The sequence below is a fragment of the Streptomyces sp. NPDC127068 genome, assembly GCF_042724695.1.
GTDB lineage: Bacteria > Actinomycetota > Actinomycetes > Streptomycetales > Streptomycetaceae > Streptomyces.
Map to the genome: position 1 here is coordinate 38525 of NZ_JBHXEN010000033.1, position 20273 is coordinate 58797.

The following is a 20273-nucleotide window of genomic DNA, read 5'->3' on the forward strand; positions in this document are numbered from 1 at the left end:
GGGGCCCCTTCGCCCCCCCCCCCGGCCCGGCCACCCTAACCGGGGTGTGCCCCCCCGGACCCGCGGACCGGGGAGCCACACCCGTTACCTACTGGCCGCCGCTACGGCATGTGCGCACGAGCCTCACGCCGATTGTCACGGAAGTTGTTCACTCGACGAGCCGTCGCGAAGAGCGGGATCACCGCCCCCATCACGAGCTGGAGCGCGCAGCCGGTCTGGAGCAGCAGCAGGCCCTCCGGCGCGTCGAACGCCCAGGCCGCCAGCAACCCCATGCTCAGCACGATCCAGGACAGCATCGCCACCGCGAGCCACCCCCGCGGCTTCGGGTACTCGACCCGGCTCACCATCAGCCACGCGGTGCCCACGATCGCGAGCAGCGTCGCGAAGAAGGGCAGGCCGAGCAGCACGATGGACACCACGGTCAGCGCCCCGAAGGGGCTGGGCATGCCCTGGAACACGCCCTCCCGCACGGTCACGCACGAGAACCGGGCGAGTCTCAGCACCACCGCCAGCAACACCACGATCGCCCCGACCGCGGCGACCTTCTGGTACGCGTCGTCGGCGACCATGCCGTAGACGAGCACGAAGTACGCGGGGGCGAGGCCGAAGCTGATCAGGTCGGAGAGGTTGTCCAGCTCCGCCCCCATCGGCGACGACCGCAGCTTGCGGGCCACGAGACCGTCGAAGAGGTCGAAGACCGCCGCGCACAGCATCAGGATCACCGCGGTGGCGGCGGAGTGCCGGGCCATGCCGGACTCGTCGCTGCCGGTGAGGTGCGGGATCAGGATGCCCGTGGTGGTGAAGTACACCGCCATGAAGCCACAGGTGGCGTTACCGAGGGTGAGGGTGTCCGCTATCGACAGCCGCAGGGACAGCGGCATGTCCTCCGCATCGTCCTCGGCGCCGTCGGGCCCCTCGGACGCCTCGGCCTCCGGCACCCAGCCGGGTGAGGCCGGAGGCGAGGTCTCGGGATCAATCACGGTCAATGCGAGTCACCCCCGCGGTTGTCTTCTGTCCGACCTCGACATCCACGTCCACGCCCTCGGGCAGGTAGATGTCGACGCGCGAGCCGAAGCGGATCAGTCCGATCCGGTCACCCTGCTCGACCTTGGTGCCCTGCGGCACGTAAGGCACGATGCGGCGCGCGACCGCTCCGGCGATCTGCACCATCTCGATGTCGCCCAGCTCGGTGTCGAAGTGCCAGACGACGCGCTCGTTGTTCTCGCTCTCCTTGTTGAACGCCGGAACGAACCCGCCGGGGACGTGCTCGACCGACGTCACCGTGCCGGAGAGGGGGGCACGGTTGACGTGGACGTTGAGCGGGCTCATGAAGATCGCGACCCGGGTCCGTCCGTCCTTCCACGGCATGATGCTCTGCACCACTCCGTCGGCGGGGGAGATGACCCGGCCCTGCGCGATCTCGCGCTCGGGGTCGCGGAAGAACCAGAGCATGCCGGCCGCGAGCGCGGCGGCCGGCACGGCGATGACGGCCGCCTTCGAGGAGCGACGCGACCGGGCCAGGCTGAGGGCAGCGGTGGCGACGGTCGGCAGGAGCCACGGCGACGCTCCGCGAGCGAGGCGGACCCGGCCGCGAGGTGCAGAGATTTGGCTGTCGGGCATGGATGACCTTCGTAGCGGATGATTGCCGCGCTGTACGGGGGACGGCGGCTGTACCGCGATCGTATCGGTTGCGGGCCGCAACTGGGCAAGCCAGGAAGCCGAGTCGGAGCCCGAACAAGGTGGACAGGATGTGACGTTCTTCTCGAAGAAACCACCCTTATCGGGGCAACCGACCCGATGCTCACCCGTGAAGTCGATACTCCTCAAGCAGTCTGCGCCCGATGATCATCTTCTGGATTTCCGCGGTTCCTTCGCCGATCAGCAGCATCGGGGCCTCACGGTAGAGGCGCTCGATCTCGTACTCCTTGGAGAAGCCGTAGCCGCCGTGGATCCGGAAGGCGTCCTCCACGACCTCTTTGCAGTACTCGGAGGCGAGGTACTTCGCCATCCCTGCCTCAAGGTCGTTTCGTTCCCCGGAGTCCTTTTTGCGCGCTGCGTTCACCATCATCGCATGGGCGGCCTCGACCTTGGTAGCCATCTCGGCCAGCTTGAACTGGATGGCCTGGTGCTCGGCGATCGGCTTTCCGAAGGCGTGCCGTTGCTGTGCGTAAGAAACGCCCAACTCGAAAGCACGGTGCGCGACCCCGCAGCCACGCGCGGCGACGTTCACCCGCCCCACTTCGACGCCGTCCATCATCTGGTAGAAGCCGCGGCCGGTGTCACCCCCCAGGACGCGATTGGCCGGAATGCGCAGGCCATCCATGATCAGCTCGGTGGTGTCGACGCCCTTGTACCCCATCTTCTCGATCTTCCCGGGGATGGTGAGGCCCGGCCTGACCTCCCCGAACCCGGGTTCCTTCTCGATGAGGAAGGTCGTCATCGAACGGTGCGGAGCGGTGCCCTCCGGGTGTCCCTCGTCACTGCGCACCAGCACGGCCACCAGGTTCGCGGTGCCCCCGTTGGTGAGCCACATCTTCTGACCGTCCAGGACGTACTCCGCGCCGTCCCGCACCGCCCGGGAGGTGATCGCCGAGACGTCCGAGCCGAGCCCCGGCTCCGACATGGAGAAGGCCCCGCGCACCTCGCCGGTCGCCATCCTGGGGAGGAAGTGCTCCCGCTGCTCCGGCGTGCCGTGCTGCTTGATCATGTACGCCACGATGAAGTGGGTGTTGACGATCCCCGAGACGGACATCCAACCGCGGGCGACCTCCTCCACGCACAACGCGTACGTCAGCAGTGACTCGCCCAGACCTCCGTACTCCTCGGGGATCATGAGCCCGAAGAGGCCCAGTTCCCGTAGGCCGTCGACGATCTCCTGCGGGTAGGCGTCGCGGTGCTCCAGTTCCGTCGCGACCGGGATGATCTCCTTGTCGACGAACTCCCGGACGGTCGCCAGGATCTCCTGCTGGACCTCGGTGAGGCCGTGGGTCTGGGCGAGTCGGCTCATGGCGTCACTTCTCCTGCGGCTGCTGGGTCGGGTCGAGCGGTACGGGACGGCCCGGCTGTTCACCGCCGCGCTCCGCGACGTGGGCGCGCGTGGGCACCATGACCTTGCGGCGGAACACGCACACCAGCGTGCCGTCCTGCTTGTGCCCCCGGGTCTCCACCTGGACCACGCCCCGGTCGGCCTTCGACCGTGACGGGGTCTTGCCGAGGACGGTCGTCTCCCCGTAGATCGTGTCCCCGTGGAACGTCGGCGCGACGTGCCGCAGCGACTCGACCTCCAGGTTCGCGATCGCCTTGCCCGACACGTCCGGCACCGACATGCCCAGCAGGAGGGAGTAGACGTAGTTGCCCACGACCACGTTCCGACCGAAGTCGGTCGCCCGCTCGGCGTAGTGCGCGTCCAGGTGCAGCGGGTGGTGGTTCATGGTGAGCAGACAGAACAGGTGGTCGTCGTACTCCGTGACCGTCTTGCCGGGCCAGTGCTTGTACACGGCGCCGACCTCGAACTCCTCGTAGGTGCGGCCGAACTGCATCGCGCTCACCCCCGGGGCGCTTCGAAGGCGGAGGTGCGGGACAGTCCGGCGGCCCGCCCCTTGCCCGCGATCACCAGGGCCATCTTGCGGGACGCCTCGTCGATCATCTCGTCGCCGAGCATCGCCGACCCCTTCATGCCGCCCGCCTCCGAGGTGTGGTGGGCGTAGGCGTCGAGGATCAGCTCGGCGTGGTCGTAGTCCTCCTGCGCGGGCGAGAACACCTCGTTCGCGGCCTCCACCTGCCCGGGGTGCAGCACCCACTTGCCGTCGAAGCCGAGCGCCGCGGCCCGGCCCGCGACCTCCCGGAAGCCGTCCACGTTGCGGATCTGGAGGTAGGGGCCGTCGATCGCCTGGAGGTCGTGCGCCCGGGCGGCCATCAGGATGCGCATCAGGATGTAGTGGTAGGCGTCCGCCGGGTACCCGGGCGGCTGCTCGCCGACGACCAGCGTCCGCATGTTGATGGAGGCCATGAAGTCCGCGGGGCCGAAGACGATCGTCTCCAGTCGGGGCGAGGCCGCGGCGATGGCGTCGACGTTCAGCAGGCCCCGGGCGTTCTCGATCTGCGCCTCGATGCCGATCCGTCCGACCTCGAAGCCCATGGTCTTCTCGATCTGCGTCAGCAGCAGGTCCAGCGCCACGATCTGCTGGGCGTCCTGCACCTTCGGCAGCATGATGCAGTCGAGGTTCCGGCCGGCGCCCTCGACCACCGTCACCACGTCGCGGTAGGTCCACTCGGTCGTCCAGTCGTTGACCCGCACCACCCGGGTCTTGCCGCTCCAGTCGCCCTCGTTGAGGAACGTGACGATCGTGTCCCGGGCGGCCGGCTTGGCGAGCGGTGCGCAGGCGTCCTCCAGGTCCAGGAACACCTGGTCGGCGGGGAGCTGCTGGGCCTTCTCCAGGAACCGCGGATTGGAACCCGGCACCGCCAGGCAGGAGCGGCGCGGACGCAGTCGGTTGGCGGGGGCGGTCATGCGGGGACCTCCAGGGGTGCTAGCTCGTTCGCTGTGCGGATCTCGTCGACGATACGGCCGATGATCTCGGTGATGCCGAAGTCCTTCGGGGTGAACACGGCGGCCACTCCGGCCCGCCGCAGCTGCTCGGCGTCGCCGTTCGGGATGATCCCGCCGACGATCACCGGCACCTCGGCGGCCCCGGCCGCCCGCATCCGCTCCAGTACGTCGGGGACCAGCGCGGTGTGCGACCCGGACAGGATCGACAGGCCCACGCAGTGCACGTCCTCGGCGAGCGCCGCGGCCACGATCTGTTCCGGGGTGAGCCGGATGCCCTGGTAGACCACCTCGAAACCGGCGTCCCGGGCGCGTACGGCGATCTGCTCGGCGCCGTTGGAGTGCCCGTCCAGGCCCGGCTTGCCGACCAGCAGCCGCAGTTTGCCCGCCCCCAGGTCCGCGGCGGTCCGGGCGACCCGGGTGCGGACCAGGGCCAGCGGGGTGCCCGCCTCGGCGGTCACCGCGACCGGGGCCGACGACACGCCGGTGGGCGCCCGGAACTCCCCGAACACCTCCCGCAGCGCCCCGGCCCACTCGCCGGTGGTCACCCCGGCGCGGGCGCACTCCAAGGTGGCCTCCATGAGGTTGTCCGTGCCGGCCGCGGCCGTCTTGAGCCGTTCCAGCGCCTTGCAGGGCCTCGGATGGTTGAAGGGCGGCTGGTAGCGGGTGTCCCGCCAGCCGCGCAGTGCGGCCACCACCCGGGCCTCCACCGCCGGGTCGACCGACTGGACGGCCGTGTCCAGATCGGCCGTCAGCGGGCTCGGCTCGCTCGTCGCGAAGACGTTGACCCCGACGATCTTCTCGGTGCCCGCTTCGATCCGGGCCCGCCGCTCGGCGTGCGAGGCCACCAGGCACCCCTTCAGATAGCCGGACTCGACGGCGGCCATCGCCCCGCCCATCTCCTCGATGCGGTCCATCTCCGCCAGCGCCTCGGCGGTCAGGGCGATCACCTTCTCCTCGACCACGTGGGAACCGGCGAACAGGTCCTCGTACTCCAGCAGGTCCGACTCGTGGGCCAGCACCTGTTGGATGCGCAGGCTCCACTGCTGGTCCCAGGGCCGGGGCAGCCCCAGGGCTTCGTTCCACGCGGGCAGTTGCACCGCCCGGGCCCGGGCGTCCTTCGACAGCGTCACGGCCAGCATCTCCAGGACGATCCGCTGCACGTTGTTCTCGGGCTGCGCCTCCGTCAGACCGAGCGAGTTGACCTGCACGCCGTAGCGGAACCGGCGCTTCTTGGGGTCCGTGACGCCGTACCGGTCCCGGGCCACCCGGTCCCAGATCCGGCCGAAGGCGCGCATCTTGCACATCTCCTCGACGAAGCGGACCCCCGCGTTCACGAAGAACGAGATCCGTGCCACGACGTCGCCGAACTCCTCCTCGGGCACCTGCCCGCCGGCGCGCACCGCGTCCAGCACGGCGATCGCGGTGCTCATGGCGTACGCGATCTCCTGGACGGGCGTCGCCCCCGCCTCCTGGAGGTGGTACGAGCAGATGTTGATGGGGTTCCACCGGGGCAGGTGCCGGACGGTGTACGCGATCATGTCGGTGGTCAGCCGGAGCGAGGGGCCGGGCGGGAAGACGTGCGTCCCGCGCGACAGGTACTCCTTGACGATGTCGTTCTGCGTGGTGCCCTGGAGCGCGGTGAGGTCGGCGCCCTGTTCCTCGGCGACCACCTGGTAGAGCGCCAACAGCCACATGGCCGTGGCGTTGATCGTCATCGAGGTGTTCATCCGCTCCAGCGGGATGTCCCGGAACAGCCGCCGCAGGTCCCCGAGGTGGGACACCGGCACCCCGACCCGCCCGACCTCGCCGCGGGCGAGCACGTGGTCGGGGTCGTAGCCGGTCTGCGTCGGCAGGTCGAACGCCACCGAAAGTCCGGTCTGGCCCTTGGCGAGGCCCAGCCGGTACAGCTCGTTGGACGCCTCGGCGGTGGAGTGGCCCGCGTACGTCCGCATCAGCCACGGCCGGTCCTTGGATCGCTCGGTCATGCGTGCGCTCCCTTCCCGCGCTCAGACGTTCCGGAAGCGGTTGATGGCGTCGAGGTGCCGGGCGCGGGTCTCCCCGTCGCGCACGCCGAGCCCTTCCTCGGGCGCCAGGCACAGCACGCCGACCTTGCCCTGGTGGAGGTTGCGGTGCACGTCGTACGCGGCCTGCCCGGTGTCCTCCAGCGCGTACACCCGGGACAGCGTGGGGTGGATCTTCGCCTTGGCGACGAGCCGGTTGGCCTCCCACGCCTCGCGGTAGTTGGCGAAGTGCGAGCCGATGATCCGCTTCAGCGACATCCACAGGTAGCGGTTGTCGTAGGCGTGTTGGTAGCCGGAGGTCGATGCGCAGGTCACGACCGTGCCGCCCTTGCGGGTGACGTAGACGGAGGCGCCGAAGGTCTCCCGGCCGGGGTGTTCGAAGACGATGTCGACGTCCTCGCCCCCGGTCAGCTCACGGATGCGCTGGCCGAAGCGCTTCCACTCGCGCGGGTCCTGCTCGTGCTCGTCGCGCCAGAAGCGGTAGTCCTCGGCGTCCCGGTCGATGATCGCCTCGGCGCCCATGGCGCGGCAGATCTCCGCCTTCGCCGGACTGCTGACGACGCAGATCGGGGTGGCGCCCCCGGCCAGCGCGAACTGGGTCGCATAGGAACCGAGCCCTCCGCTGGCGCCCCAGACGAGGACGTTGTCGCCCTGTTTCATGCCCGCCCCGTTGCGGGACACCAACTGCCGGTAGGCGGTGGAGTTGACCAGGCCGGGGGCCGCCGCCTCCTCCCAGCTGAGGTGGGCGGGCTTGGGCATCAGCTGGTTGGACTTGACGAGGGCGATCTCGGCGAGCCCCCCGAAGTTCGTCTCGAAGCCCCAGATGCGCTGTTCGGGGTCGAGCATGGTGTCGTTGTGCCCGTCGGAACTCTCCAGTTCCACCGAGAGGCAGTGCGCGACGACCTCGTCCCCGGGGCGCCAGGCGTTGACCCCGGGCCCGGTGCGCAGCACCACGCCCGCGAGGTCCGAGCCGATGACGTGGTAGGGCAGGTCGTGGCGCCGGGTCAGCTCGGACAGCCTGCCGTACCGCTCCAGGAAGCCGAAGGTGGACAGCGGTTCGAAGATCGACGTCCACACGGTGTTGTAGTTCACCGAGGAGGCCATCACGGCCACCAGGGCCTCGCCCGGGCCCAGTTCGGGCACCGGCACCTCGTCCAGGTGGAGCGAGTCGCGCGGGTCCTTCTGCCGGGTGCCGAGGCCCGCGAACATCTCGGTCTCGTCCTTGTGCACGGTGACCGCGCGGTACGAGTCCGGGATGCGCAGGGCGGCGAAGTCGGCGGCCGTGCTGTCCGGCGACTGGATCGCGTCCAGGATTTCCTTCACGGTGTTGCCTCCGGCGAAGTGGTGTTCCCCGCGGGACGGGAGAAACACGAGAGGGAATGCGGGGAACGCTCGGGGGCCCCGGGACGGGGCGGGGAGGGTGAGGTGGGTGGGGCTGCCGTCGGTCCGGCGGAGGTGCGTGGGGCGCGGGTGGCGCCGAAGGTGCTGCCTGTGACGCAGGCGTCCGGGCGCACGGGCGGGTGCTCGTGGGGACAGTCGACGTACGGGGAGTCCCGTGTCGTCGGCCGCCCGGACCACTTCACGGTATTGGCACCCCGTGCCATATCGCAAGACACTGCGTGCCAAGAATTGGTCTCATCTGGCTAATGTTTCCCTCAGATGAGCGATGATCGATCGTTGTCCCCGCGCAGCCCGCTCGTCGGGTGCGCACGGGCACGGCACACGCGCACGGCACACGCACACGGCCCTGGTGACGCCCCTCGTCGGGGTGTCGCCAGGGCCGTGCGGGTCCCTCCTGGGGACGCGTACTCAGTCGCCCGCGGGATGGCGCAGCGCGTGCTCGATGGTCCGCATGACCTCGTCCAGCGGCGCGTCGGTGCGGGCGACGGCCACCAGTACCTGGCCCTCGGTGCCCTCGGCGGTCGACACCGCCGTGCTGCGACCCGAGCCGATCCCGGTGCCGAACGTCCGGCGGACGATGGCGAAGGCGTGGTCCAACTGCCCCTCGACGTCCCCCTCGCCGCCGGCCCGCAGCCACCGACGCAGAACGTGGTTGTGCGCGGTCACCACCGCGGACGCGGCCACCTCGGCGAGCAGCGGGTCGTCATTGCCGTGGTGGTGCGCCTGCTCGTCGAAGTGGGCCAGCAGATAGCGCGTGAACAACCGCTCGTAGCGGGCCACGGAGGCGATCTCCCGCTCCCGCAGGGTGGGCACCTCCCGGGTGAGCCGGTAGCGCTCCACGGACACCGCGGGCGAGGCGGCGTACATCTTCATGACCTCTTTGATCCCGCGGCACACCGTGTCGAGCGGATGCTCGTGCGGCGGGGCCGCGTTGAGCACGGCCTCGGCCCGGATCAGGGTGTCGTCGTGGTCGGGGAAGATCGCCTCTTCCTTGGACCGGAAGTGCCGGAAGAAGGTCCGCCGCGCGACCCCCGCCGCCGCCGCGATCTCGTCGACCGTCGTGGCCTCGTACCCCTTCGTCGCGAACAGCTCCATGGCTGCCGCCGCCAGCTCCCGGCGCATCTTGAGCCGCTGGGCGGCGGCACGGCTCCCGGCCGCGCTCTCGGGTGCTTCGGACGTGGACGAACGGGGTGCACGGCGGGCGGAATCCGCGGACTGGGACATGCCACGAACGTACTCCATCCCCCCGCACGGGCGCGCACGTCCCCGCTCCCCGCGGAACGCGGGCGCGGGAGCCGGACGCGGCGGTGGACGGGGCAGCGGGCGGGGCGGACGCGACCCCGCCCGCCGCCCGCGCCCGCCCCGCCCGAACCGGCCGGCTCCCGTGGGCGTTCGGGTCGCCGCCCGACGGCTCAGCGAGGGGCGTGCTCGCGGAAGCCGCGCCCCGACTTGCGGCCCAGGCAGCCCGCGGCCACCAGGTGCTCCAGCAACGGCGCCGGGGCGAGGCCCGGGTCCCGGAACTCGGCGTGCAGCACCTTCTCGATGGCCAACGAGACGTCGAGCCCGACCACGTCCAGCAACTCGAACGGCCCCATCGGATACCCCCCGCCCAGCTTCATCGCGGCATCGACGTCGTCGGGGGTCGCATAGTGCTCCTGCACCATCTTCACCGCGTCGTTGAGGTACGGGAACAGCAGCGCGTTCACGATGAACCCGGCGCGGTCACCGCAGTCCACGGGATGCTTGCGGATGCCGCCGCAGACCTCCCGGACGGTCGCGTGCACGTCGTCCGCGGTCAGCACCGTCCGCACGACCTCGACCAGCTTCATCGCCGGTGCCGGGTTGAAGAAGTGCATCCCGATGACGTCCTCGGGCCGGTCGGTGGCCCGGGCGCAGGCGATGACGGGCAGCGACGAGGTGGTGGTGGCGAGCACCGCACCCGGCCGGCACACCCCGTCCAGCACGCCGAACAGCCGCTGTTTGACCCCCAGGTCCTCGGCGACGGCCTCGACCACGAGGTCCACCGGGGCGAACGCCTCGTACCCGCCGGCGGGCGCGATCCGGTCCAGCGCCAGGGCGGCGGCCTCGGCGGAGGTCCTGCCCCGGGCGACGGAGCGGTCCAGGGCGGCGCCGATCCGGGTCCGGGCGGCCTCGGCCTTCGACCGGCTCCGGGCGGCGAGCACCACCTCGTACCCGGCCCCGGCGAAGACCTCGGCGATCCCGGAGGCCATGGTCCCCGACCCGGCCACCCCCACCGTCCGCACGGGCCGCCCGGCGGCGGTACGCGGACCCGGCAGCCCGGGAGTGAGGGCGTCGGGCGCCACCGCGGCGCCACCGCGCTCCGCGTACGTGTAGAAGCCGCGGCCCGCCTTGCGCCCCGTCAGACCCGCCGCGCCGAGCTGTCCGAGGACCGGGGCGGGCGCGTACAGCCGGTCGGCGGATGCCGCGTACAGGGCCTCCAGGACGGTGCGCGCGGTGTCGACGCCGATCAGGTCGAGCAGGGCGAGCGGCCCCATGGGAAGTCCGCAGCCGAGCCGCATCGCCGCGTCGATGTCCTCGCGGCTCGCGTACTTCGACTCGTACATGGCGGCTGCCCGGTTGAGGTAGCCGAACAGCAGCCCGTCGGCGACGAACCCCGGTCGGTCGCCCACCGCGACCGGTTCCTTGCCGAGTTCCACCACGAGGTCCGTGACGGCGGCCACGGCGGCGGGCGCGGTGAGCACCGAGGAGACCACCTCGACCAGGCGCATCGCGGGCGCGGGGTTGAAGAAGTGCAGTCCGAGGAGGCGTTCGGGGCGGGCGGACCCGGCGGCGAGCCGCGTCACCGACAGCGCGTTGGTGCCCGTCGCGAGGACGGCATCGGGGGCCACGACCGCGTCGAGTGCCCGGATCACCTGCTGTTTGGTCTCGTAGGACTCCGGGGTGACCTCGATGACGAGGTCCGCTTCGGCGGCGGCCCGCAGATCGGTGGTGGCTCGGAACCGGGCGAGGGCGTCGGAGCGTTCGGGGTCGCTGAGCCGCCCGCGGCGCACCGCGCGGGCGGTGGACGCCGCCAGGGTGCTGACGGCCCGGGCCGTCAGCTCGTCGGTGAGGTCCACGCCGACGACCTCGCGTCCGGCGCGCGTCAGCACCTCGGCGATTCCGGTGCCCATGGTGCCGAGGCCGATGACGGCCACCTTGCGCAGCGGACGGGAACCGGGGACGCCGGAAGACGGGGACGGGAGGGGAGCGGGGGACAGGGGGGACACGGGAGTTGCCATCGAGGGGACTCCAGGGAGGGAAGGGGTGACGTGCCTCCCCGGGCCACGCGGGGCGGGCCCGGGAGGAGAGCGGCGCGCCCTGTCCCGAGCCGCGCCGTGAGGAGACGTCCAGCGGCGGACGACGTGCCGTCACGGTGCCACCGGTCGCCGAACCGACCGCACTCCCGCCGGCTGCGTCACCAGGCCATCGGGAGCCGTACACGGGAGTTCATCCCGCTCGAATGAGCTTAACTCGCGAGTAACGAGCGCACCAGCCCTCGGGGGCGCGGCATTTCCGCTCACCCACGGCGACTGTGCGCTCACCCACGGCGCCGATAGGCTCGTCGGCATGGACCAAGAGTTGCGAGCGCTCACGGAACGTCTGCGCAAGGAGTCCGGCGGGGCGGACCCGTTCGGGCCGCTCACCGCAACCGGTGACCCCGAGGTGCTGGCTGCGGTGCTGACCGCGCCGGGCCAGCCGCTGTGGGCCCGTGAGCTGGCCGCCTTCCGGCTCGGCGGCGCCGGCGACCGACGCGCCTTCGAGTCCCTGGTGCTGCTGCTCAACCACCGTGATCCCGCGCGGTGCGCGAGTGCCGCCACCGCACTGGCCCGGCTCGCCGACCCGCGCACGGCCCGGGCGGCGGCGGCGCTCGCCACCAACGAGCTGCGCGTGGCGTACGCACTGCACCCCGTGCGCCTGTTGGTCGCCCTGCGCGCCCCCGAGTCGGTGCCCGCGCTGATCACCGCGCTGGAGCGCCGGTTGACCCCGGGCGACCCGTACCGTGCGGTGGCCCTCGCCTGCGTGGAGGGGCTGGGCGAGCTGGCGGACCCGCGGGCCCGCCCGGTACTGCGGGCGGCCCGTGCGCGTCCGGCGTTGACCGGGGCTGCGCAACGGGCGCTGGAACTGACCCGCTGACCCGTGCCGGGGCCGTCAGCCGTCGGTGGCGGGCGCGGCGGGCTCGGCGACGACGGCGTACGCCTCGATCTCCATCAGGAACTGCGGGGCGACCAGCGCGCCGACCTGGACGGCGGAACTCGCGGGCAGGCGGGTCGGGTCGAGGAACTCGCCGCGCACCGTGCGGACCGCGTCCAGGTGGGCGATGTCCACCAGGAAGTACGTGAGCTTCACGACGTCGTCGAAGGTGGCGCCCGCGGCGGCCAGGCAGCGGCCGAGGTTGGTGAAGACCTGACGGGCCTGGGCGACCGGGTCGTCCGCGCCGACCAGTCCTCCCCCTTCGTCGAGGGCCAGTTGGCCGGAGATCGCCACGAACCGTCCGGTTCCCAGGACGACATGGGTGTAGGCGGTGGCGGGGAAGACCCCGTCGGGCGCGGGCAGACGGGTGAGATGGCTGGTCATGGCGCCATCCTCACCCACCCGTTCCCCGGCCCGACGGGCGCCCCCGGTCAGCCCCGGAATCCGAGCAGTCCGTGCAGGGCGGCGCCCCGGGCTGCGGCGGAGCCGCGCGGGGCCCGCGGCTCGGGCTCCGGCAGACGTGCGCACACCGCGTCCGCCCCGGCCCCGGTGCCCGGGCCGTCCGGCACCCGCCCGGTGGCCAGGTAGTCGGACAGATGGCGGTCGAGGCAGGTGTTCCCGCTCAGGGTGACCCCGTGGTTGCCGCCGCCCTCCTCCACGACCAGTCGGGAGCCGCCCAGGGCGCGGCGCAGCGCGTAGGCGCCCGCCACGGGGGTGGCCCCGTCGTCCGACGCCTGGAGGAGCAGCACGGGCGGCAGGTCGTCGGTGCCGACGTTCGGCGGTGCCAGCGGTGCGGTCGGCCAGTGGGCGCACGGTGCGTTGTACCAGGCGTTGTTCCAGGTGGAGAAGGGCGCCTTGGTGTGGGTCCGACGGTTGTCCGCCCGCCAGTCGTCCCAGTCGCGGGTCCACCAGGCGTCACGGCACTGCACAGCGGTGTAGGCGCTGTAGCCGTTGTCGCCCTCCGCGTCGACCGTGCCGAACGCCTCGTAGGCCGCGACGAGCACGTCCGGGTCCTGCCGCTCGGTGTACGCGGCGAACGCCTCGGCCAGGTACGGCCAGTAGCCGTCGAAGTAGGCGCCGGGCAGGAAGGTGTCCTCCAGTTCGGCGCCGCCCACCGTGCCGCCCGCCGGTTCGCGGGTCACGGCGGTGCGCATCGCGTACCACGCCTCCTCGATCCGGGCCGGGTCGGTGCCGAGCCCGTAGACGGCGTCGTGCCGGGCGATCCAGGCGAGGAACGCCTGGTGCCGGGCCTGGAAGGCGGTGTCCTGGCCGAGGTTCGCCTCGTACCAGACCTCGTCCGGGTCCACCACCGAGTCCAGGGCCATCCGACGCACCCGCTGCGGGTACAGCGTGGCGTACACCGATCCCAGGTAGGTGCCGTACGAGTAGCCGAGGTAGCTGATCTGCGGGGCGCCGAGCGCGGCGCGGACGGCCTCCACGTCCCGCACCGTGCTGAGGGTGTCGATGTACGGGAGCACGTCCCCGTGCTTCTCGCCGCACGCCCGTGCGAAGGCCCTGGCCCGTTCGGTGTTCGCCTCTTCGACGGCGGGGGTGTCCGGCACGCTGGGCGGTCGTACCGGGTCGAAGTGGCCGGGGAGGCAGTCCAGGGCGGGTTCGCTCTTGCCGACGCCGCGCGGGTCGAAGCCGATGACGTCGTACTGGGCGGCCACCTCGGCGGGCAGCTCCCGGGCGACGTGTCCGGCGAGGGAGAGACCGCTGCCGCCGGGGCCGCCGGGGTTCACCAGCAGCGGGCCCTGGGAGGACTTCGCGGTGTGCGGGACCCGGGACAGGGCGAGGGTGATCCGTCTGCCGTCCGGATCGGCGTGGTCGAGCGGCACGTCGAGGGAGGCGCACTGGAGTTCCGGGTACCGTCCGGTGCCGCACGCCTTCCACCGCAGGGTGGTGGCGGTCGGGACGTCCGCAGCGGTGGCCGAGGGGGTGGCGGTCGCGGAGTGGGGGAGGGCCGTGAGCGTCCCGGTCAGCGCCACGGCGATGCCGCAGAGCGCGGCTGCACGTTTCTTCATGGGGCCTTCAAGGGCTGAGGGTGCGGGGCCGTGGGCCCACGACCCCCGGGGCATGCTTCCGGACGGGGGCGCCGGATCGGCCCCGGCCGGCGGGGTGTTGCCGACCGTTGACCCGAAGGGGTGACCGCCCGGGCGTCCGCGCCGGTGTCCGGGTCCGGGCGGCCCGCCGTCGCGCCGGGGTCACAGCAGCGACAGCTGGGTGGCTCCGGGAGCCGGGGGCGACGGACGGGGCGCGTCGTGGTCGGGCGTGCGGCCGGGGCGCCCCGGGCCCGCCGGGCCGATCCCGTACTCCTCGGCCAGTTGGTGCACCTGGCGGGTGATGCCGCGCTGGTACCAGTTCGGTGCGTACGCCCCGTGCGCGTACAGCCGTTCGTAGCGCGGCACCAGCTCCGGGTGGTGGCGGGCGAGCCAGGACATGAACCACTCCCGGGCGCCGGGCCGCAGGTGCAGCACCAACGGGGTGACGGAGCTGGCCCCGGCCGCCGCGATCGCCCGGACCGTGTCGCGCAGCTGTTCGTGGCGGTCGCCGAGGAACGGCACCACCGGAGCCATCAGCACCCCGCACCCGATGCCCCGTTCGGCGAGCGCCCGGACGACGTCGAGGCGGCGCCGGGGAGCGGGCGTCCCCGGCTCGATGCTCCGCCACAGCGCCGGGTCGGTGAAGCCGACGGAGACGGAGACGCCGACCTCGGTGACCTCGGCGGCCTGCTGCAACAGGTCCAGGTCCCGCAGGATCAGCGTGCCCTTGGTGAGGATCGAGAACGGGTTGGCGCGGTCGCGCAGCGCCGTGAGGATGCCCGGCATGAGTCCGTACCGTCCCTCCGCCCGCTGGTAACAATCCACGTTGGTGCCCATGGCGATGTGTTCGCCCTGCCAGCGGGGCGAGGCGAGTTGGCGCCGCAGCAGCTCGGGTGCGTTGACCTTGACGACGATCTGGGTGTCGAAGCCGATGCCGGTGTCCAGGTCGAGGTATCCGTGCGACTTGCGCGCGAAGCAGTAGACGCAGGCGTGGGTGCACCCGCGGTACGGGTTCACCGTCCATTCGAACGGCATCCGGGACGCCCCGGGCACCCGGTTCAGGATCGAGCGGGCCCGCACCTCGTGGAAGGTGACCCCGCGGAACTCCGGGGTGTCGAACGTCCTGGTGACGACCGCGTCCGCGTCGAACAGGGCGGGGGAGCGGTCCGGACGGTTCCCGGGCCCGTCGCTCAGGTTCTCCCAGCGCATGGTGCCTCCCTCGGTAGCACTCGTCCATAGAATAGAACACATGTTCCCTTCGGGTGGGGAGGGCGTCGGCGGGTCGTCTCCGTCGGTAGTCGGGAGGGCGCCTTCGCGTCACGGTGCGGCGCGAAGGCCGACCCCGATTTGGGGGGCCGGCCACCGGGGTGGTTGGCTTTCCGCGGACCGTTGGAAGAACAAGCCCTGGAGGAGTGCAATGGCGCAGGTCGAGGCCACCACGGAGCGGACCATCGCGGCGAACCCCGACGACGTCTTCGACGCGCTGGCCGACTACAGCGGTATGCGCGGGAAGCTGCTGCCGGAGCACTTCAGCGAGTACGAGGTCCGCGAGGGCGGCGACGGTCGGGGCACCGTCGTCCACTGGAGGCTCCAGGCCACCAGCAAGCGGGTGCGCGACTGTCTGCTGGACGTCACCGAGCCGAACGAGGGCGAGCTCGTCGAGAAGGACCGCAACTCCTCGATGGTCACCACCTGGGTCGTCACCCCCGCCGGCGAGGGCAGGGCCCGGGTCGTGGTCACCAGCCGCTGGCAGGGCGCCACCGGCATCGGCGGCTTCTTCGAGCGGACCTTCGCCCCCAAGGGCCTCGCCAAGATCTACGACGCGATCCTCGCCCGCCTCGCCGCGGAGATGGAGAAGTAGCACGTCCGGTCCGGGGTGCCCCCAGGGGCGCGCCCGGACTCTCCCGCGGTGTGCTCCGGGGCGCACCGCGGGAGTCCGGGTCCTCAGGGGCGCCGGAGTAGGGGGGCGCACGGTAGTGGAAGGCGGCGTGGGACGGCGCGAGTTCCTGCGTTGTCGCACACCGCAACACGGGCCGGACGTACCGTGGTCGCAGCGACCAGATCTTGTGGCACCGCCCGGAAGGAGCCTCGGTCATGGAGCACGGCACGGGACCGGTACGCCCCGAGGGCTCGGGGCCCGGCTCCCCGCGCCCGGCCGCCGGACGGGTCCCGCTGGCCGTCGTCGTCGTGGACGGCGGTGGCCTCGTCACCCACTGGAGCACCGGGGCGCGCCGCCTCTTCGGGTACCCGCGGGAGACGGCCGTCGGGTGTCGGGCCACCGATCTGCTCCCGGTCTCCGGCGTGCTGCGCGACCCGGACCACCTCGAAGACCCGGGTGCTCCCGACGACCCCGGTGACCCGGATGACCCCGACGGGTCGCCCGGCGCGCGCGAGGCCCACGATCCGGATCTCGCCGGCCCGCTGCTCGGCCGGACCGCGTACGCCACTGCCGGCCGCGCCCGGCTCTCCGTCGAGCCGGAACCGCCCGCCTACCTCTCCAACGGTGCGGCCGGGCCCGCCGACGACCGGGTCCCGCGCCCCCGCTCCTCCCACGACCGTCCCCCGGCCGAGGGCGACGACACCCCGGCCGGCACGCGGATCGACGTGCTGTGGTGGGCCTACCCGCTGGTCGGCCCGGGCCCGGAGCGGCTGCTCGTCCTCGCTGCCGAGGACCCGGGGTCGGGCGCGGACGGGACCCGACGGGTCGTCCCCGGCTTCGCCCGGCACACCGACTTCACCGGCGCCGACGACCTGGCCCGGCGGTTGCCCGAGATCCTGCCCAGCATGAGCGTCGCGGAGAGCGCCCGGATCGCCGCCCAGGTCCTCGAACTCGGCTACCCCGTAATGGAGTTCAGCCAGCACGACCGGGTTCCCGTCACCCCGGACTGGGGAGTGGCCCGGCGGGCCGAGCGGATCGCCCGCCGGGAGCGCGCGGCCCGGGCCGCCGCCACGGGTGAGCCCCCGCCGCAGGACGGGCCCGGCGTCGACGACCCCGACGGCGGGGTCGACCTGGAGTACGCGGCCGTCCGTGAACGCCTGGAGTTCCTCAACGAGGTGAGCGGGCGGATCGGCTCCTCGCTCGACCTGTCGCGCACCATCATCGAGGTGAGCCGGGCCGTCGTGCCCCGGTTCACCGATGTCGCCGGCACCTATCTGCGGGAGCAGGTCGTCGCGGGCGAGGGGTTCCCCGAGGGCCCGCCGGACGCGACCACGATGTGGCACCGGGTGGCCGTGGAACACACCGACGAGCCCGGGCGCTGGGACGACGTGGTGCCCGTCGGCGAGTCGATGCCGTTCCCCGTGCACACCCCGTTCTTCCAGTGCATGACCACCGGAGACCCGGTGCTCGTCCCCAGGATCAGCGAGGAGATGGGCAACGCCATCGCCGCGCAGTTCGAGAAGCGGGACATCCGCCCGCTGATCAACCACCGCTCGATGCTGGTCGTCCCGCTGAAGGCCCGCAACGTGGTGCTCGGCTTCATGATCCTGCTGCGCCACCGCGAGCGCCCGGTCTTCAACGACATGGACCGGGTCACCGGCGCCGAACTCGCCGCCCGTGCGGGGCTCGTGCTCGACAACGCCCGGATGTACACGTACCAGGAGAACGTGGCGGAGACGCTCCAGGACAGCATGCTGCCGCACATCGCGCCCCGCATGCCGGGCTGTGACATCGCCACCCGCTACCTTCCCGGCACCCTGCTCGGCCGGATCGGCGGCGACTGGTTCGACGCGGTGAAGCTGCCCGGCTCCCGTACCGCCCTCGTCGTCGGCGACGTGATGGGGCACGGGCTGAACTCCGCCGCGATGATGGGGCAGTTGCGGACGTCCGTGCAGACGATGGCGGCACTCGACCTGCCGCCGGCCCAACTGCTGCGCAATCTGGACGACCTGGCGCAGCGCCTCGGCGAGCACTATCTGGCGACCTGTCTGTACGCCGTGTACGACCCGGTCCGGGGCCATCTGGAGATCGCCAACGCCGGCCACATCCCGCCCGTGGTGGTCCGGGCCGCCGACGGGCGCAGCGAACTCCTCGACCTGCCCACGGGTGCCCCCATCGGGGTCGGCGGGGTGCCGTTCGAAACGGTGCGGGTGCCGGTGTCACCCGGTGACCGGCTGGTGATGTGCACCGACGGCCTGGTCGAGATGCGCGGCGAGGACATCGGCGTGGGTCTGGCCACCCTGTGCGAGTCGGCGGCCCACCCGGCGGCCTCCATGGACCTCGCCTGCGACACCATCATCCGGACGCTGGCCCGCCGCGGCGGACGCAAGGACGACGTGGCGCTGCTGATGGCCCGGCTGAACGGCATCGCCCCCGAGGACGTGGCCCACCACCGGCTGCCCGCCGACCCCGCTCGGGTCGGTGAGGCCCGGACGTTCGTCGGGGAGCAACTCACCGCCTGGGGCCTCGGGCCGCTCGTCGACACGGCCCGGTTGCTCGTCGGCGAGCTGGTCGCCAACGCGGTGCGGCACGCCGGGGGCGGTCGGGTCGGGGTGCGGCTGGTGCGCGGCGGGGGCGCCCTGCTGTGCGAGGTGACGGACGACGACCACCACCTGCCCACCCTGCTCAGCGCCGGACCGACGGCCGAGGCCGGGCGAGGACTGCGGGTCGTCAGTGCGCTCGCCCGCGCCTGGGGCTCCGGTCGCACGGCCACCGGCAAGACGGTCTGGTGCGAACTGCCGCTGCCGGCGAGGCGCCCGACCCGCTAGGACCGCCGCCGCGCGTGCGCTACTCCGGACCCCGCGGTACGTCGCCGAGCCCGGTCAGCAACTCCCTCAACAGGCCGGCCAGTTGCTGCTGCTTGTCCTCGTCGAGCGGGGTGAGGAGCTGCGACTCGGCGGCGAGGTGCCCGAGGAGTGCGGCCTCCACCGTGCGGTGGCCCTCGGAGGTGAGGGTGATCAACAGGCTGCGCCGGTTGTCGGGGTCGGTCTCCCGGGTCACCAGTTCCTTGGCGACCAGTCGGTTCAGACGGTTGGTCATCGCCCCCGAGGAGATCATCGACGCCTCGCTGAGCGCCCCCGCGGTGAGGCGGTACGGAGCGCCGGACCGCAGCAGGGTCGCCAGGATGTCGAACTCGCCCAACTGGAGGCCGTGGGTCGCGAACTGCTCGGACAGTTCGCGTTCGAGCAGTCGGGCGGCGCGCTGGATGCGGCCGATCACCCCCATCGGGGTCGCGTCGAGCCCGGGCTTCTCGGCCCGCCACTGGGCGAGTACCCGGTCCACGTTGTCGCCCATGTGCTGTCCCCGCTCCCTGGCCGCTGTAGATTGCTTTACGTCGAACTGTTTGACGTGAAGGTAGCAGATCCGTAGTCTGCTTCATGTCGAACAGTTCCACGTCAAACAATCCGGGCGGGGTCCCGGAAGGGGAGGGACCGTCATGCGCGTCACCGTCTTCGGAGCCGCCGGGAACGCCGGCAGCCGGATCGTCAGCGAGGCCCTGGGCCGGGGGCACGAGGTCACCGCGGTCGTCCGCGACTCCGCCCGCTTCGCCCAGCTGCCCGCCCGGGTCACCCCCCGCGTGGGTGACGCCTCCCGGGCCGCCCAGGTGCGCGCCCTCGCCGCAGGGCAGGACGTGGTGATCGGCGCGACCCGCCCGCCGCAGGGCCAGGAGGACGAACTCGCCGCGGCGGCCCGCGGGCTGCTCGCGGGGCTCACGGGCACCGGGGTGCGGCTCCTGGTGGTCGGCGGCGCCGGAAGCCTCGTCGTGCCCGGCTCCGGCGGGCGGCTGCTGGTGGACGACCCCGCTTACGTGCCGCCCGCCTGGCGGGACGTCGCCCTCGGCAGCCAGCGGCAACTGGAGGTCTTCCGGGCCGCCACCGACGTCACCGGCGGCGACGTCGACTGGGCCTACGTCAGCCCGCCCGCGATCCTGGAGCCCGGGGAACGCACCGGCCGCTACCGCACCGGTCGCGACGAGGTGCTGACCGGGCCCGATGGGCTGTCGCGGATCTCCATGGAGGACCTGGCGATCGCCCTGCTGGACGAGGTGGAGCGCCCCCGCCACCACCGGACCCGCTTCACCGTCGTCGCCGACTGACGACGGCCCGCGC

17 protein-coding genes are annotated in these 20273 nt (G+C 72.2%); 4 read left to right on the forward strand and 13 right to left on the reverse strand.

The window, feature by feature from the left end; all coding sequences use genetic code 11:
• Window positions 1–101: 101 nt before the first annotated feature.
• From pssA to ACFWIA_RS21340, 9 genes are all read right to left on the reverse strand, one after another.
• Complete coding sequence (gene pssA / locus ACFWIA_RS21300) at window positions 102–881, reverse strand: CDP-diacylglycerol--serine O-phosphatidyltransferase (RefSeq protein WP_387007477.1); 780 nt, start codon at window positions 879–881, stop codon at window positions 102–104.
• A gap of 91 nt (window positions 882–972) precedes the next feature.
• Window positions 973–1620, reverse strand: coding sequence for a phosphatidylserine decarboxylase (locus ACFWIA_RS21305; RefSeq protein WP_387007398.1), 648 nt, complete (start codon window positions 1618–1620; stop codon window positions 973–975).
• Window positions 1621–1801: 181 nt separating this feature from the next.
• A complete protein-coding gene (locus tag ACFWIA_RS21310; protein ID WP_387007400.1) occupies window positions 1802–3007 on the reverse strand; it encodes an acyl-CoA dehydrogenase family protein in 1206 nt (401 codons plus the stop codon).
• Between the two features lie 4 nt (window positions 3008–3011).
• Window positions 3012–3539: a MaoC family dehydratase gene (locus ACFWIA_RS21315; protein WP_387007479.1), complete on the reverse strand. Its 528-nt coding sequence runs from the start codon at window positions 3537–3539 to the stop codon at window positions 3012–3014.
• 5 nt (window positions 3540–3544) lie between these two features.
• Complete coding sequence (locus ACFWIA_RS21320) at window positions 3545–4510, reverse strand: HpcH/HpaI aldolase/citrate lyase family protein (RefSeq protein WP_387007402.1); 966 nt, start codon at window positions 4508–4510, stop codon at window positions 3545–3547.
• On the reverse strand, window positions 4507–6534 hold the full coding sequence (locus tag ACFWIA_RS21325; RefSeq protein WP_387007404.1) for a protein meaA: 2028 nt from the start codon (window positions 6532–6534) through the stop codon (window positions 4507–4509). The genes ACFWIA_RS21320 and ACFWIA_RS21325 overlap by 4 nt, the downstream gene beginning before the upstream one ends.
• Window positions 6535–6555: 21 nt before the next feature.
• Window positions 6556–7893 (reverse strand): crotonyl-CoA carboxylase/reductase, encoded by a 1338-nt coding sequence (gene ccrA, locus ACFWIA_RS21330; protein WP_387007406.1) that lies wholly within the window; start codon window positions 7891–7893, stop codon window positions 6556–6558.
• Between the two features lie 486 nt (window positions 7894–8379).
• Complete coding sequence (locus ACFWIA_RS21335) at window positions 8380–9213, reverse strand: TetR family transcriptional regulator (protein ID WP_387007407.1); 834 nt, start codon at window positions 9211–9213, stop codon at window positions 8380–8382.
• A 170-nt stretch (window positions 9214–9383) separates the two neighbouring features.
• Entirely contained in the window at window positions 9384–11231 is a 1848-nt protein-coding gene (locus ACFWIA_RS21340; RefSeq protein ID WP_387007409.1) for a 3-hydroxyacyl-CoA dehydrogenase family protein, read from the reverse strand.
• Window positions 11232–11559: 328 nt separating this feature from the next.
• On the opposite strand from ACFWIA_RS21340, the gene ACFWIA_RS21345 reads away from it, so the two are divergent.
• Window positions 11560–12126: a HEAT repeat domain-containing protein gene (locus tag ACFWIA_RS21345; RefSeq protein ID WP_387007411.1), complete on the forward strand. Its 567-nt coding sequence runs from the start codon at window positions 11560–11562 to the stop codon at window positions 12124–12126.
• A 15-nt stretch (window positions 12127–12141) separates the two neighbouring features.
• Here ACFWIA_RS21345 and ACFWIA_RS21350 read toward each other — a convergent pair whose 3' ends face one another.
• From ACFWIA_RS21350 to ACFWIA_RS21360, 3 genes are all read right to left on the reverse strand, one after another.
• Window positions 12142–12567: a RidA family protein gene (locus ACFWIA_RS21350; protein ID WP_387007412.1), complete on the reverse strand. Its 426-nt coding sequence runs from the start codon at window positions 12565–12567 to the stop codon at window positions 12142–12144.
• 47 nt (window positions 12568–12614) lie between these two features.
• A complete protein-coding gene (locus tag ACFWIA_RS21355; RefSeq protein ID WP_387007414.1) occupies window positions 12615–14207 on the reverse strand; it encodes an alpha/beta hydrolase in 1593 nt (530 codons plus the stop codon).
• A gap of 180 nt (window positions 14208–14387) precedes the next feature.
• Window positions 14388–15434: an Rv2578c family radical SAM protein gene (locus ACFWIA_RS21360; protein WP_387007416.1), complete on the reverse strand. Its 1047-nt coding sequence runs from the start codon at window positions 15432–15434 to the stop codon at window positions 14388–14390.
• Between the two features lie 208 nt (window positions 15435–15642).
• On the opposite strand from ACFWIA_RS21360, the gene ACFWIA_RS21365 reads away from it, so the two are divergent.
• Window positions 15643–16086: an SRPBCC family protein gene (locus ACFWIA_RS21365; protein ID WP_387007418.1), complete on the forward strand. Its 444-nt coding sequence runs from the start codon at window positions 15643–15645 to the stop codon at window positions 16084–16086.
• A 233-nt stretch (window positions 16087–16319) separates the two neighbouring features.
• Window positions 16320–18932 (forward strand): SpoIIE family protein phosphatase, encoded by a 2613-nt coding sequence (locus ACFWIA_RS21370; protein WP_387007420.1) that lies wholly within the window; start codon window positions 16320–16322, stop codon window positions 18930–18932.
• 19 nt (window positions 18933–18951) lie between these two features.
• Here ACFWIA_RS21370 and ACFWIA_RS21375 read toward each other — a convergent pair whose 3' ends face one another.
• Window positions 18952–19458, reverse strand: coding sequence for a MarR family winged helix-turn-helix transcriptional regulator (locus tag ACFWIA_RS21375; protein WP_387007421.1), 507 nt, complete (start codon window positions 19456–19458; stop codon window positions 18952–18954).
• A gap of 142 nt (window positions 19459–19600) precedes the next feature.
• Here ACFWIA_RS21375 and ACFWIA_RS21380 point away from each other — a divergent pair, with 142 nt between their 5' ends.
• Window positions 19601–20260, forward strand: coding sequence for an NAD(P)-dependent oxidoreductase (locus ACFWIA_RS21380; protein WP_387007423.1), 660 nt, complete (start codon window positions 19601–19603; stop codon window positions 20258–20260).
• Window positions 20261–20273: the final 13 nt, after the last annotated feature.